Origin of the sequence: Rhodococcus rhodochrous (assembly GCF_900187265.1) — a bacterium.
Taxonomy (GTDB): Bacteria; Actinomycetota; Actinomycetes; order Mycobacteriales; family Mycobacteriaceae; genus Rhodococcus; species Rhodococcus rhodochrous.
The window spans coordinates 895,975-909,477 of the sequence record NZ_LT906450.1; the positions used below are offsets into that span (position 1 = coordinate 895,975).

Annotated in this window: 11 protein-coding genes; 2 read left to right on the forward strand and 9 right to left on the reverse strand. The window is 68.4% G+C overall.

The window, feature by feature from the left end; translation table 11 throughout:
* Positions 1–68: 68 nt before the first annotated feature.
* From CKW34_RS04190 to CKW34_RS04210, 5 genes are all read right to left on the reverse strand, one after another.
* The gene (locus CKW34_RS04190; RefSeq protein ID WP_080968402.1) at positions 69–179 is read right to left on the reverse strand and encodes a methionine/alanine import family NSS transporter small subunit; all 111 of its coding nucleotides are present in this window, start codon (positions 177–179) and stop codon (positions 69–71) included.
* Positions 176–1,750: a sodium-dependent transporter gene (locus CKW34_RS04195; protein WP_059384218.1), complete on the reverse strand. Its 1,575-nt coding sequence runs from the start codon at positions 1,748–1,750 to the stop codon at positions 176–178. Before CKW34_RS04195 ends, CKW34_RS04190 begins: the two co-directional genes overlap by 4 nt.
* 83 nt (positions 1,751–1,833) lie before the next feature.
* The gene (locus CKW34_RS04200; RefSeq protein WP_059384217.1) at positions 1,834–2,955 is read right to left on the reverse strand and encodes a lysylphosphatidylglycerol synthase transmembrane domain-containing protein; all 1,122 of its coding nucleotides are present in this window, start codon (positions 2,953–2,955) and stop codon (positions 1,834–1,836) included.
* The gene (locus CKW34_RS04205) at positions 2,956–4,386 is read right to left on the reverse strand and encodes an HAD-IB family hydrolase (RefSeq protein ID WP_059384216.1); all 1,431 of its coding nucleotides are present in this window, start codon (positions 4,384–4,386) and stop codon (positions 2,956–2,958) included.
* Positions 4,383–6,785: a glycerol-3-phosphate 1-O-acyltransferase gene (locus tag CKW34_RS04210; protein WP_059384215.1), complete on the reverse strand. Its 2,403-nt coding sequence runs from the start codon at positions 6,783–6,785 to the stop codon at positions 4,383–4,385. Before CKW34_RS04210 ends, CKW34_RS04205 begins: the two co-directional genes overlap by 4 nt.
* 155 nt (positions 6,786–6,940) lie before the next feature.
* On the opposite strand from CKW34_RS04210, the gene CKW34_RS04215 reads away from it, so the two are divergent.
* Entirely contained in the window at positions 6,941–8,452 is a 1,512-nt protein-coding gene (locus CKW34_RS04215) for a bifunctional aminoglycoside phosphotransferase/ATP-binding protein (RefSeq protein WP_059384214.1), read from the forward strand.
* An 85-nt stretch (positions 8,453–8,537) separates the two neighbouring features.
* Here CKW34_RS04215 and CKW34_RS04220 read toward each other — a convergent pair whose 3' ends face one another.
* Positions 8,538–9,431, reverse strand: a complete 894-nt coding sequence (locus CKW34_RS04220) for a universal stress protein (protein ID WP_059384213.1) — start codon at positions 9,429–9,431, stop codon at positions 8,538–8,540.
* A 148-nt stretch (positions 9,432–9,579) separates the two neighbouring features.
* Complete coding sequence (locus CKW34_RS04225) at positions 9,580–11,112, reverse strand: CYTH and CHAD domain-containing protein (RefSeq protein ID WP_059384212.1); 1,533 nt, start codon at positions 11,110–11,112, stop codon at positions 9,580–9,582.
* Between the two features lie 165 nt (positions 11,113–11,277).
* Here CKW34_RS04225 and CKW34_RS04230 point away from each other — a divergent pair, with 165 nt between their 5' ends.
* Complete coding sequence (locus tag CKW34_RS04230; RefSeq protein WP_059384211.1) at positions 11,278–11,823, forward strand: flavodoxin domain-containing protein; 546 nt, start codon at positions 11,278–11,280, stop codon at positions 11,821–11,823.
* A gap of 57 nt (positions 11,824–11,880) precedes the next feature.
* Here the strand turns inward: CKW34_RS04230 and CKW34_RS04235 are convergent, their stop codons facing one another.
* Both CKW34_RS04235 and CKW34_RS04240 read right to left on the reverse strand, forming a co-directional pair.
* A complete protein-coding gene (locus CKW34_RS04235; protein WP_059384210.1) occupies positions 11,881–12,387 on the reverse strand; it encodes an SRPBCC family protein in 507 nt (168 codons plus the stop codon).
* Positions 12,388–12,415: 28 nt separating this feature from the next.
* Positions 12,416–13,336: a pseudouridine synthase gene (locus tag CKW34_RS04240; protein ID WP_059384209.1), complete on the reverse strand. Its 921-nt coding sequence runs from the start codon at positions 13,334–13,336 to the stop codon at positions 12,416–12,418.
* Positions 13,337–13,503: the final 167 nt, after the last annotated feature.

A 13,503-nucleotide genomic window follows, 5' to 3' on the forward strand; every position in this document is an offset into this window, starting at 1 on the left:
CGGCGCCCTTCCGGTGCGCCGCCCCGCGGTGTTATCGAACGGTGACCGGCCCGGTGGCCGGTGACCGACTAGGCGTCGGGATCGTCCGGATTCCTCCGGAGATGCAGGATGCTCAGCAACAGACCACCCCAGAGGGTGATGAGGGCGAGGAGCATCATGCCGATGGCTGCTCCGCTCACTGGGTACCTCCTGAGGACGTGCCGTCGGTCGCCGACGGGATGAGGGGACGGTTCTCGTCGAGCTCGTATTCGAGGTCGATGCCCTTCCGCCACGGGATGAACGACAGCACCACCGCCAGCACGATGACGGCCGCCTGCACGCTCCAGCCGAAGGCGAGGACCAGGCTGTCGGGCAGGCCGCCGTAGCCGTCGCGGACACGGTCGCGGATCTCGCTGAACAGCATGTAACCGAGGACGAGCGGGGTGATGATGCCCGTGAACACCATCCAGCCGGTGCCCACCTTGAACGAGGACACCGAGTTGAGGTGGTCGCGGAGTTCGGGCAGGCGGCGGTAGATCCACGCGACCACGACGAGCGCCACGAAGGCGACACCGACGATGCCGAACTGGTTCGCGAAGCGGTCCACCACGTCGAGGGTGTTCAGGCCGGTGGTGGTGGGGAAGAGCAGCAGCGACACGATCGCCGACACGCCGCCGATGGCGAGAACGGCCGGTACCCGGCCGAGGCCGGTCTTGTCCTGGAAGGCCGAGACGGTCACCTGGATGATGCTGATCATCGACGTGAACCCGGCGAAGACCAGCGAACCGAAGAACAGCACACCGAACAGCGGGCCGCCGGGCATCTCCGAGACGATCGTCGGGAAGGCGATGAAGGCGAGGCCGATACCGCCGGCGACCACCTCACCGACCTCGACGCCCTGCGCCTGCGCCATGAAGCCGAGAGCGGAGAAGACACCGATGCCGGCGAGCACCTCGAAGCTCGAGTTCGAGAAGCCGACCACGAGACCCGAACCGGTGAGGTTCGTCTTCCGCTTCAGGTACGACGAGTACGTCACCATGATGCCGAAGGCGACGGACAGCGAGAAGAAGATCTGCGCATACGCCGCGATCCACACCCCGGTGTCGGTCAGCGCCGACCAGTTCGGGCTGAAGAACGCATCGAGGCCGGCGGTCGCGCCGTCGAGGGTCAGCGACCGGACGACGAGCGCACCGAACAGCAGGACCAGCAACGGCACGAAGAACCGGTTGGCGTTGCCGATACCGCGCTGGACGCCGAGCGCGAGCACCGCGAGCGTCGCGATCCAGACCAGCAGCAGCGTCCACGCAACGCCCGGCACGAAGCTCAGGCCGAAGGTCGCATCGGCGTCCTGGTTCAGGAACGAACTCATGAAGAAGCCTTCGGGGTCGTCGCCCCAGGCCTCGGTGATCGAGAAGAAGGTGTACCGCGCGGCCCAGGCCACGATCACCGCGTAGTACACGCCGATGACGAAGCACACCAGCACCTGCCACCAGCCGATGAACTCGGCGCCGCGGCGCAGTCTGCGGAAGGCCAGCGGCGGCGATCCGCGGAACTTGTGCCCGATCGCGTAGTCGACCAGGAGGAGGGGGATACCCGCGGTCAGCAGCGCGACCAGATACGGGATCAGGAATGCGCCACCACCGTTCTCGTAAGCGATGTACGGGAAGCGCCAGATGTTGCCGAGTCCGACCGCCGAACCGATTGCGGCCATGATGAACACGGACCGGCCCGACCAGACCTCCCGTTTGTGTGTGACCTCGTGCTGTGCCACGGACCTCGTCCTCCATTCATTCGGATGGAGGACAATGCTAGCGCCCCGACCGGCACGCAGGCGATCTTTTCGGGTCGGCGTCTTCAGTCGTCGTCCCAGATCCGCAGGTCCGGGGGAGTGTCGTCCTCATCCTCCTCCTCGCCGACGTTCCGATAGCGGAATGCGAAGACGATCCAGCCGACCGCGGCGACGAGCACGAAACTGATCAGCCGGTACACGACCACCGCCGACAGGGCCTGCGCGCCGCTCATGCCGGAGGCGGTGAGTGCCGGAACGAGCACGGCGTCCATGACACCCAGACCGGCGGGAAGCAGCGGGATGGCGCGGCTGGTGGCGGTTCCGGCCGCATAGGCGACGGCGATACCGGCCAGGCTCGGTGCACCGCCGACCGCGTACGCGGCGAACGCCAGGCACGCACCGTCGCACACCCAGTTGCTCAGCGACCAGCCGAACGCGCGGGCCGCATGCGGGCGATCGAGTTGCACCGCGCTCAACTGGCCGACGATCTTCCGCCACGCCCGCGCACCCGCCTGTTCGGGCTTCTTCCGCAGCCGGTTCAGACTCCGCAGGGCGATCAGGCCGATCGATTCGAACGACCCCGGGTTGCCGGCCGCGTACTGGATGAGCACGACCAGCAGCAGCAGACCGCCGATCGAGAAGATCAGCGAGAACGGGTTGTTGCTGGCGCCGACGAGCAGAGCGCCGACGAGACCCAGCAGGGCGAGTCCGGCGGCCTGCAGGAGACCGGCCATGACCAGCTGCCAGGTCGCCACCACCGGGGGTGCGCCCCAATGTCGCATCTGCCGGTAGGTGAAGGTCGTCCCCACCACCGGTCCACCCGGCAGCGTCACGCTCATCGAGTTCGCCGCGAGGGCCACCGAAAGCGATTGTCGCTGCGTCACCTTCACACCCGCCGCGGACAGCAGTGCCCGCTGCACCCGCGCGAAGGTCGACATCTCCGCCATCGACGCGAACACCGCCGCCGCGACCCAGCCCCAGTGGAGGCGTCCGAGGCCGCGGACGCTGTCGGACAGCTCCGGCCACACGAGCACGATCTCGACGGTGAGCACCACGACGAGCAGAGCTCCGACGATCCACTTGAGATACCGGCGCCGCTTCGGGGTCAGGGGCCCGTTCTCACCGTTCGTGCTCTCGTCGGGTCCGTCGTCGTCCGGCTCCTCGGCTTCCACGGTCTCGTTCGTCATCTATTCGGTGGGCCAGCTCGACAGCGTGCGGCGGTAGAGGTCCTCGACCTCGGCGATGTGCTCGTCGAGGTTCTCCCGCGACCAGCTGCTCACGTCGATCGGTTCGAGCACCGCCACGTCGACGGTGCCCGACCGCAGCAGGGTCGAGTGCTTCCACAGGATCTCACCGGCGTTGCGGATCACGACCGGCACGACCGGGACGCCGGCCTGCATCGCGATGTGGAAGGCGCCCTTCTTGAACCTGCCGATCGCCGGGGTCAGCGAGCGCGTGCCCTCGGGGGCGATGACGATCGACGTCCCCTCGCGGAGGGTGTCGACGACGGGTCCGAGCGCCGCGACCGCCCGTTGGGTGTTCGTGCGGTCGACGAAGGTGGCGCCGACGAACCGCAGGAGCGGACCGAACAACGGGTCGTTGGCCATCTCCTTCTTCGTCACGCCCGTGAAGTCCTGCCTCAGGACCTTGGCCAGCACCACCGGGTCGAGCTGACTCTGGTGGTTGAAGATGAACACCGCCGGCCGGGCGGCCCACGCATTCGCTTCCCCGACGATGCGTACGTCCACTCCGGCCAGAGCCAGGGAGACCTCGGTGCCGATGCTGATGATCGAGTCGAGTGCCGTCTTGCGGCTGCGGTTGATCAGGCCGAGACCGAGGCCGGTCCACACCGAGCCGAACATTCCGCCGTAGGCGGCGGCGGTGCGGACGAGTTCGCGGGCTCCCGGTGTGCCGCGCGGCCGGAACCGCATGATCGGCCAGTCGCGTTCGATGGCGACACGGGTGAGAGTGCGGTCGGGGTTCGTGGCGGTGGGGTTGCCGGCGACGGCCAGGAACTCCACGTCCTCACCACCGTTGGAATAGGTGTAGCTCGACTCGGCGTCGATGCCGTGCGTCTCGACGAAATTGCGTGCCGCCTCCGCTTTGCCGCTGCGCCACAACGATTTACCGTCGACCCGACCGGTGAGGACACCGTTCTCGACCTCGAGCGGGGTGAACAGGATGTGCTCGACGCCCAGCGCGTCCCCGGCGGCCTGGATCTGGTAACGCGAGGCCGACGAGGCGATCACCACCGTGTGGCCCGCGTTCTGGTGCGCGCCGATGAGCTGCCACGCCTCCGGATACAGGTGCCCGGCGATCGTCGTCATGAACAACCGGCTGCCGATCTCGTAGAGTTCTTCCTCGGTGTGACCACGCCACGCCTTGAAGGCGATCGCGACGAAGCGTTCGAAGTCCTCCTCGGTCTCCGTCCCGCGGATCCCGTTGATCATCGTCGCGGCCAGTTCGGACGCGGAGACCTTCCCGGCGAGCACCCGATCGCGGAAGAAGTGGACACCGGAGAAGCCGTGCACGATGGTGCCGTCGAAATCGAAGAAGGCCGCCACCTCGGGTCCCTGTGGACCCGTGCGCACCCGTTCGAGGGCCTGCTCGAGGTTCACCGTTCCACCTTTCTGTTCGACACGTCGAGCGACTCGGCCAACGCGACCCGCTGGGCCAACTCCGACAGCTCCGTTGCGAAGGCCTTCCTGCGCTCGCGGACGATCTCGGGGTCCTCGTCGCGGTCGAGCAGTCCTCGATTGCGCGCCAGATCGAGCGCGGACGCGAACAACTCCGACGACACCGATTCCGGCCCGTACAGGCGGCGCTGCAGCAGCATCTGCCGGCCCACCGCGACACACTCCGACAGGAAGGCGGCGCGGTCGACCTCGAGCTCCGGGTCCCGGACGGCGAGGCGCTCGGCGACGACGAGCTGCGCGTCGAAGAACGACCGCAGCGTGCGGTGCGACATGAAGAAGCCTGTCTCGACGAGACCGGTGAGCGCTTCGTCCTTCGTCGGCAGCGTGTCGCCCCAGGACGGGACGAGCCAGGCCAGCTCGTCGCGCATCTGGGCCTCGAAGGTGTCGCGGTCGGGGAAGAAGAACTCGAACTTCAGCAGGTCGCGCAGATTCTTCGCCTCGTCCCACGCCACCCGGGCGGGATCGTCGCCGGGATTGGCGTGCGCGTAGAGGATGGCCAGCTCCATGATCGACCGGTTGACGAACCAGTGCACGCCGCTGTTGCGGTAGAACGCCGCGACGAGATGCTGACCCGGCTGGATCGAGTAGACGGGCTCCTCCCCGCCGGCGTAGGTGGTGACCACGCCCGCGTGGGTGAGCGACGAGAGCACATCCTCGAGCCCACCCTCGACGTCGAGGATGGGCAGGCCGCCCTGCGGGACACCTCGGCGATCGAGATAGCGGCGGACCGGTGCGATGACGGCCCGCACCTCCTCGAGCGTCAGCGAGCGGTCGCGCACACCCAGCAGAGCGAGGGTGACCAGGCAGTTCACCGTCACGGGCGTGTTGCAGTTGATACCGACCGCGACTTCGAAGGCGACCTTCTGCAGCGCCTTGCGGCGCAGCGCCCGTATCTCCTCCGGGTCCGTCGGCGCCGCGGACGGGTCGGCGGCCAGCGCCGGTGCGGCCAGGTCCGGATCCCCACCGGCGACCAGCAGTTCGCGCATCGACACGGGATCGCCGAAGCGCACGTACACGTTCCCGGCCCGCTTGCGCTGATTGCGGGCGTAACGCACGAGCCATCCCAGGCCCTCGGGCTTCTTCGTCGCGCCGGTCTGCTCGGCGGCGACCGCCGCGACCTCGGCGAGTCCCTCGTAGGTGATCGAGACCGGCACCAGCATCGCGTCCTCGACCCGTCCGCCGCGGATCGCGTTGGCCACGTAGCTGAGCAGCCCGTAGCGCGGGGGACGGAGCTTGCCGGTGCGGGTCCGGCCGCCCTCGAAGTACCACTCGAGGTTGAACCGCTTGCTCAGCAGGAACGCGAAGTACTCCTCGAGCGCGGCCTTGTAGACGTCGTCGTCGGCGAAGCTGCGCCGGATGAACACCGTGCCGGTGCGGCGGGCGACCGGACCGATCGGCCAGAAGGTGAGGTTGGCCCCGCCCATGATGTGGTTGCCCGGAAGATCGTTCGCCGCCAGGATGTCGCCCAGCACGAAGGCATCGGCGTAGGACCGGTGCGAGGGGAGGAAGACCAGGGAGTACCGGCGGTTGGACTCACGCAGTGCGCGCAGGCCGGACTCGTCGGCGTGCACGGTCCACGCCGCCGCGTGCAGCGGTCGCATCGCCTGCGAGAACAGGTCGGTGACCAGTCGTGACTGCACGGCCACGAGTTCGTCGAGCGAACTGCGGGCCCGCGCCTCGACCTCGGCGCGGGAGAGTCCGTGCTCGGCGGCGATCTCGTCGAGGCGGCGCCGGAAGATCGGCGAGTCCATGATCTGAGCGGCGACGAGCCGCGGGACCTTGTAGCGGTCGCCGATCACCGCTCGCTCGGCGCGTTCGAGTGCGACGACGGCGCGGCGGGTCACGTACCGCGCGAGTGCCGCGTCGTCGCCGTCACCGCCCTCCATGCTGAGCGCCTCCCGCAGTTCGGACAGGCGGGCCGGTTGCGCGACGACGATCCGGTGGCGGTCCGCGCCCCTGCGCACGAGCCATTTCTGCAGCAGCAGATTCGGATTGCGCGGGTTGGTGAGGGCGAGGACGTCGGAGAACCGGACACGCCGCGCACCGTCGCGCTCGGCCGGGAGCCACACGAACCGCACGGGCAGGATCAGCGGGTCGTCGGTACGGGTCACGAGCTCCTCGGCGAGCACCCGCGAGTCGAGGTCGAGCGACTCGGGCCGGGTCGGTGTGCGGTACTCGGCGGGAACCTCGTCCGAGCGCAGCCACTCCTCGATCATCGTCCGCTCGAGAGCGGTCGTGTACGCCACGACCGCCACCGTGGGCCCGTCGTCGGCCCTCGCAGTGCCGTCTTCGCGTGCCAGGCTCGGTTGATCGTTCCTCATCTCACCCCGTCCAGAAGTCGCCCCGGTGTGAAAGCTACCTGTCGCGGCCGGTTCGTTCGGGCGATCCGGACGAGAACGCCGACACTGTGCAGAGGTACCGATGCGGATGCAGCGACGGGGTGCCTGATCGACAATGTGATGGACGAGAGGACTCGGTGGGATCCGCCGACGGCAGGGAGGGCGCAGTGAGCACAGGTGCCGGACCGGACGGTGTCGGATACGCGGGAGTGAGGGAGACGCATTCGTCGGTGGTCTTCTTCGTCGGCGACCGCGTGCACAAGTTGAAGAAGCCGCTCGACCTGGGCTTCCTCGACAACCGCACGCGTGAGGCCCGCGAACGGATCTGCCACCGGGAGGTGGAGCTCAACCGGCGTCTCGCACCGGACGTCTACCTGGGTGTCGCGGACGTCCACGGCCCGGACGGACAGCTGTGCGAGCACCTCGTCGAGATGGTGCGGCTGCCCGACGATCGGCGCCTGGCCGCGGCGGTCCGCCGAGGTGAGGACGTGTCGGCGGTGATCGACGAGGTGGCACGGCAGGTCGCCGCACTGCACGCCTCCTCGCCGCACGGTCCTGAGATCGACCGGTGTGCCTCCGCGGACTTCGTCGCCCGGTTGTGGGATCTCAGCCTCGACCATCTCGGCCGGCTGGAGGTGGGGGCGGATCGTGCCGGAGTATTGGCGCGGATCGGGGAGTCCGTGCACCGCTATCTCGCAGGCCGGACGGTGCTGTTCGACGAACGCATCGCGGCGGGCCGGGCCGTGGACGGGCACGGCGACCTGCTCGCCGACGACATCTTCTGTCTCGACGACGGTCCGCGCATCATCGATTGTCTCGAGTTCGACGACGAGTTGCGCTACGGCGATGCAGTGCTCGATCTCGCCTTCCTCGCAATGGATCTCGAACGTCTCGGCGCCGAGTCCGCGGCGCGGCGACTGCTCGAGCGGTACAGCGAGGTCTCGGGTGATCATCCACCCTCCTCGCTCGTGCACCACTACATCGCCTATCGAGCGCTGGTGCGCGCGAAGGTGACCGCCCTGCGCTACGAGCAGGGCGATGCAGCGGCGCGGGAGACGGCGACCGGTTTCGTCGAGCTGCTCGAGGGACATCTCGACCGTGGACGTGTGCGCATGGTGCTCGTCGGTGGTGTCTCCGCGACCGGCAAGACGACATTGTCGCGCGAGGTCGGTGCGTATCTCGGAGCGGATGTGCTGCGCAGCGACGTCGTCCGGAAGGAGTTGGTGGGTCTGGAGCCCACCGACCGCACCGGCGACGGCACGGATGCCGGCCTGTACGCGCCGGCGCATACGGAGGCCACCTACGGGGAACTGCTGCGCCGGGCCGGGAGCGCTCTCGCCCGGGGACGATCCGTCGTGCTGGACGCGACCTGGTTGTCGTCCGGCCAACGCGACGCGGCCCGCAAGGTCGCCGACGGCGCCGCAGTGGACGTCATCGAGATCGAATGCCGTGCGGACAAGGGAATCCTGCTGCAGCGGATGGCATCCCGCGCCGAACGCGGCGACGACGCCTCCGATGCGACCCCTGCCGTGCTCGAGCGGCAACTCCGGCGGCGGGACCCGTGGCCGGAGGCGGTGTCGATCGATACGGGTGTCGAGACCGTCGACGCGGCGTGGCTGGAGACCACACTCGGTCCTGCGCCCTGGTGAACGTGCCCCGGTGAACGCGTTCCCCGGGAACGGCGAACGGGGATCGCTTCGTCGAAGCGATCCCCGTCGGCCGGAACGGTCGGGTCTAGACCTTGCGTGCGATGAGCACCGGGCACGGAGCCTTGTGCAGCAGGTTCTGGCTCGTCGATCCGAGCAGGGCGGCGCGGAACTGGCCACGCCCGTGGCTGCCGACCACGACGAGTTGGGCGTCGTCGAGGTGCGCGAGCAGGACCTTCGAGGCCGGTCCCCGGTCGATCACACGCTCGACGGTGACATCGGGGTAGCGATCGCTCCAGCCGGCAAGCGTCTCGGCGAGAACCGCGGTCTCCGCGGTCTCCACGGCATCCCAGTCCACCAGTGCGGCCGTGGCGCCGACGCCGAGTGCGGCATCACCGAGCCAGGAGTGCACGGCCCGAAGCGGAACCCCGAGGGCCGATGCGAGATTGAATGCGTGAGTGACTGCGGCAGCGGACAATTCGCTGCCGTCCACACCGACGACGATCGGCCGGGAATCGGGCAGCGGAGAATCGGTGCTGCCGCGCCACACGACCACCGGGCAGGGTGCATGGTTCGCGACGCGCAGAACGGTGGAGCCGAGCAGGAAGTTCTCGAGCGCACCCGCACCGGTGGCGCCCATGACGACCAGGCGTGCGTCCTCGGCGGCCTCGAGCAGCGACTTGGCTGCGGGACCGGGGCCGATGAAGCTGCTGACCTCGAGATCGGGGTGGTCGGCGCGGACCCGTTCGGCGGCGTCGGCGAGGAGTTTCTTGCCGTCCTCCTCGAGCTGCTGGATCATCTGCGACTGCACCAGTACCGCGGCCTCGCTGTAGAAGATGCCCTCCGGGGGCATCGAGTGCACGAGGTGGAGGGGCGCTCCGATACGTGACGCGACGGCGCCGGCCCACCGCGCTGCCGCCACAGCCGTTTCGGAGCCGTCGACGCCTGCGACGACTGCCTTGCGGGTGCTCGGTGTGCTCATCGATGTCTCCTTCTCGTTGCAGCGCGCGGCTTCCCGTGCGCAGGTCGGCCCGAGGCCACGTTACCGCCACGACGCGGCTGTGACCCGGATTCGACGATCTTCATGATCCCTGATCGGGGAGACCCGGACCAGGGACTTCGGACCTCGATCAGGACCACAATCGGCGGGCGGAGCGGTGGGCCTTCCTCCAGCCGCCGTCCAGGTGCGCGGCCTGCGCGTCGCCGATCTCGGTCTCGATGCGGAACAGGATCCCGAGCCCGAAACTGGTCTCGGCGGTGTGCCCCTGCTCGGAGAGCATGTCCAGGAGGTGTTCCCGCGCGACGACTGAGTCCTGGAATTCGCCGAGCAGATCCTGGAAGTCGTCGAACCGGTCGAGGATCCGTCCGGACCGCTTCGGATGCATCGGCGCGATCACCTCGATGGCGTATCGCATCCGTTTGGCGCCCTTGCGTGCCCGGTGCATGAGCGCGTCCCGTTCCGCCGGGTTCTCGGCGTCGCCGACCCTGTCGACGCGGCGCGAGACCTTCTTCGACAACGCTGCGATCGCACGCAGCAGTTCCTTCCGCGCCACCTTCGGACGTGCGCCGGCCGCTTCGGTGGCGGGAGCGAGGTCGTCGATCGCCGCGTCGAGGCGGGAGAGCAGCCCGACGTACCGATCCGAGTCCAGGCTATCGACGGCCTCGAGGCGGGCGGCCTCCGATCTCGCCGAGAAGTACTCGTCGATACGGGCTCTCGTCGCCTCCCGGTGCGAGTCGACCGGGATGTCCGCCACGCGCTCGGCGAGCCGTTCCCACTGGACCTCGAGATCACGCGAAGAGCTGAGACGTCTTCCGAGCCAACGGAGTTCGTCGACGAGATCGTGATCGACGACGATCTCGTCGGAATAGGTCTGCAACGCGCTGCGCAGACGCCGCGCGGCCTTGCGCATGCTGTGCACCGCGTCGGGTGCGTCGCGCCGGACGGCGATGTCCGACAGCGCCAGGGTGTGCAGTTCGCTCGAGAGATAGTCGCGTATCGGGATCAGTCCCTTCGCGATCGGCGGGCGGGCGGGGATCAGATCGCCGAGCACGCGGTGGAGCTTCGACGGGCTCTCCGAACGGGTGATCCCGGAGGCCGCGAAGCGTTCCTCGAGCGCCGTGAGGAATCGGTCGATCGTCTTGTCGCCGAGGGCGGAATTCCACTCGACCTCGATCTCCTTCCAGCGGATCTCGGATCCGTCGGCTCCGCGCACGGCGTCGACGTCGTCGACCACCACCTCCGCGATGAGGCGGCCGTCCGACGCCCGGAGCCGGTGCCGGTGTCGTCGGGTCACGAGCAGAGCGGCCAGGCCCAACGGGGCGCCGCGCCGGACGCCGCGCAACAGGGACCCGAGGTCTGCGGGGACGTCCTCGGCGGAGTCGTCGCCGAGGGGGAAGTGCAGTTCGGTGCGGGTGTCGACACCGGACGGCAGTTTGAGATGCCACCCCGCGTCGTCGCCGCCCTCACGTCTGCGGAGCGTGACCTTCGAGCGCAGCAGGTTCAGGTCGGCGGTGTCGTAGTACTGGGCCGACAATTCGAACCGGTCGACGTCGATCGCATCGACGGACGGCAGTCCCGTCAGGTCCGGGAGCGGCCGCTCGCCGGTGGCAGAGTACTTGCGTTCCGCCTCTTCCGCGACGGTCGCCGGCGATGTGCTGGGCATCCATCTGCTCCTTCTCGATGCGCGTTGCCTCCACCTTGCCACGCGGTCCGGTATGAGGTGATTCGTCCGACTGTGATCTGCCGATACCGGGCAAAGAGCACTTCGGCACTGGTCAAGGCCCGGTTCGGGGGTGATCATGGTTCGACGCGGGTCCGGAGGGTAGTGATGAAGGTTCTTGTTTCGGTGGCCAGTCGGCACGGCTCGACCGCGGAGATCGCGACAGCGCTGGCCGCGTCGATGCGTCACCACGGCGCGCAGGTCGACGTGAACGCGCCCGAACATGTCGACGAGGTCGACGCGTACGACGTCGTGGTGCTCGGCAGCGCCGTCTACCGCAGTCGCTGGCTGCGCAGCGCGCGGGAGTTCGCGGAGCGGTACGCGGCCGAACTGCGGGAACGCGACGTCTATCTGTTCTCTTCGGGCCCGGTCGCTTCGGGCGGAAGGTCGGTGAACACGTGCTACGACGCGTGCGCCGTCGCCGAGCGGGTCGGGGCCGTCGAACATCGCACCTTCCCGGGGAAGCTCGATCCGGCGGTGCTCGGCACCGGCGAACGGATGGTCGTCAGGATGGTCGGCGCCCCCTGCGGCGACTTCCGGGACTGGGACGCGGTCGGAGCCTGGGGCGCGCGCATCGTGGCACACACGTCCGCCCGGGAGCACGATCTCGGCGGCGTCGGTTCGGCTCCCGTGCGACGTGGGGCGCGCCGCTAGCCTGTCCGCCCGGTCCCGGGTCCGGCGATCAGCCCGGGTCCCGCTGCGGCGCTCGGCTCAGCCCGAGCTTCCCTGGTAGTGCGCGCTGAGTTCGGCTGCGCGGTCCCAGATCGACCAGTCGACCGGACGTTCCTCCAACTGCGCCTCGACCACCTCGAACCCGGCGTGCCAGGCGGCGCCGTGTGCGAGGGCGTCCTCCTCGTCGTCGGTGGTGTGGGTGAGGGTGAGCCAGCACCCGCCGGAGCCGTCGGGGGTGAGTTCCCAGTGCAGAACGTCGGTGTCCCAGAGGTATTCCAGGACCCGCGCGGGCCGCACCGTGAGCACACTGCCCATGGTGGTGTGCCCTTCGGGCAGGCCGAAGCGGCGGGTCTGCTCCTGTGTGGAGCGGAATTCGAGTGTCGCGCCGGGTGTGAGCTCGAACTCGACGTCGGCAGGGAACCAGGCGCGGAGATGTTGAGGATCGGTCAGGACCCTCCACACCTTCTCCGGCGGGTGGGGGAACGAGCGTTCGAACCGCAGGGCCACCCGCCCGTCATAGGTACGCGAGATGCTGCCGATTTCCATGGGAACCTCCAAGACGAGAACTCGCCGGTCAGCGGGGTCCTGGTGTGCTGTTACTCCATGCTGCCAGGTTTCGTCGGCTTACGAAGCGGGTCGGCCGACCTGTGATCGGATCGTGGAACGACAGGGATCTCGCCAGAAGCTGCAGCGGATTCGAATAGTCCTGCGGCCCAACCTCGTACACCTCAGGATAGAGGTTGTCGCCGAGGATGGGGATTCCGAGCGAGTTCATGTGTACCCGGAGTTGATGCGTCCGGCCGGTCTCGGGACGCAGACGGTAACGCGCACGGTCGCCGGCCGTGTCCACCACATCGATCGAGGTCACGGCGTTGACGGGACCGTCGACCTCGCGGGCCTGCAGCACGCCGCGCTCCTTGACGATGCGGCTGCGGACCTCGCGAGGGAAGTCGAGGCGCGGCGCGGCCGGGGCGATCGCCTCGTACTCCTTCTCGACGAGACGCCGGTCGAACAGCATCTGGTACGCGCGTCGCGCCTCGCGCCGGACGGTGAACACCAGGACGCCCGCCGTGAGCCGATCGAGCCGATGGACGGGGGACAGTTCGGGCAGGTCCAGTTCCTTGCGCAACCGGACCACGGCGGTCTCCGTCACCCAGGAGCCGCGAGGGGTGGTCGCCAGGAAGTGTGGTTTGTCCACGACGAGCAGGTTCTCGTCGCGGTGGAGCACGTCGATCTCGAAGGGGACGCGCGGTTCGGCGGGCGGATCACGGTAGAGATACACGAATTCGCGTGGGACGTACGGGGTCGAGAATGTGACCGCTGTGCCGTCCTGTACGACCACTTCGCCGGATTCGATCTTCTCCGCGATGCGCGTCGCATCGTTCGGAAAGCGCGTGAGCAGGAACTCCGCTATGGTCTCCCAGCTGGGATTTTCCGGCAGTCGCAGGCGGGTGGGGTTCAGGCCGTCGCGAACGGGGAGGGGAGCTTCGGGCACGGGTCGTCAGGCTAGCGGTGCGACCGGAATGCGAGCGCCGAAGGCCCGACGATAACGTTGCCGGACTTTCCACGATAACGATTGTGTGCAAGCCTGCTTAAGGTTTCTGCACCGTCGATATCCTGGGACGGAAGTGAAGAATGTTACTGGAGTGCAAGGGGAGCATG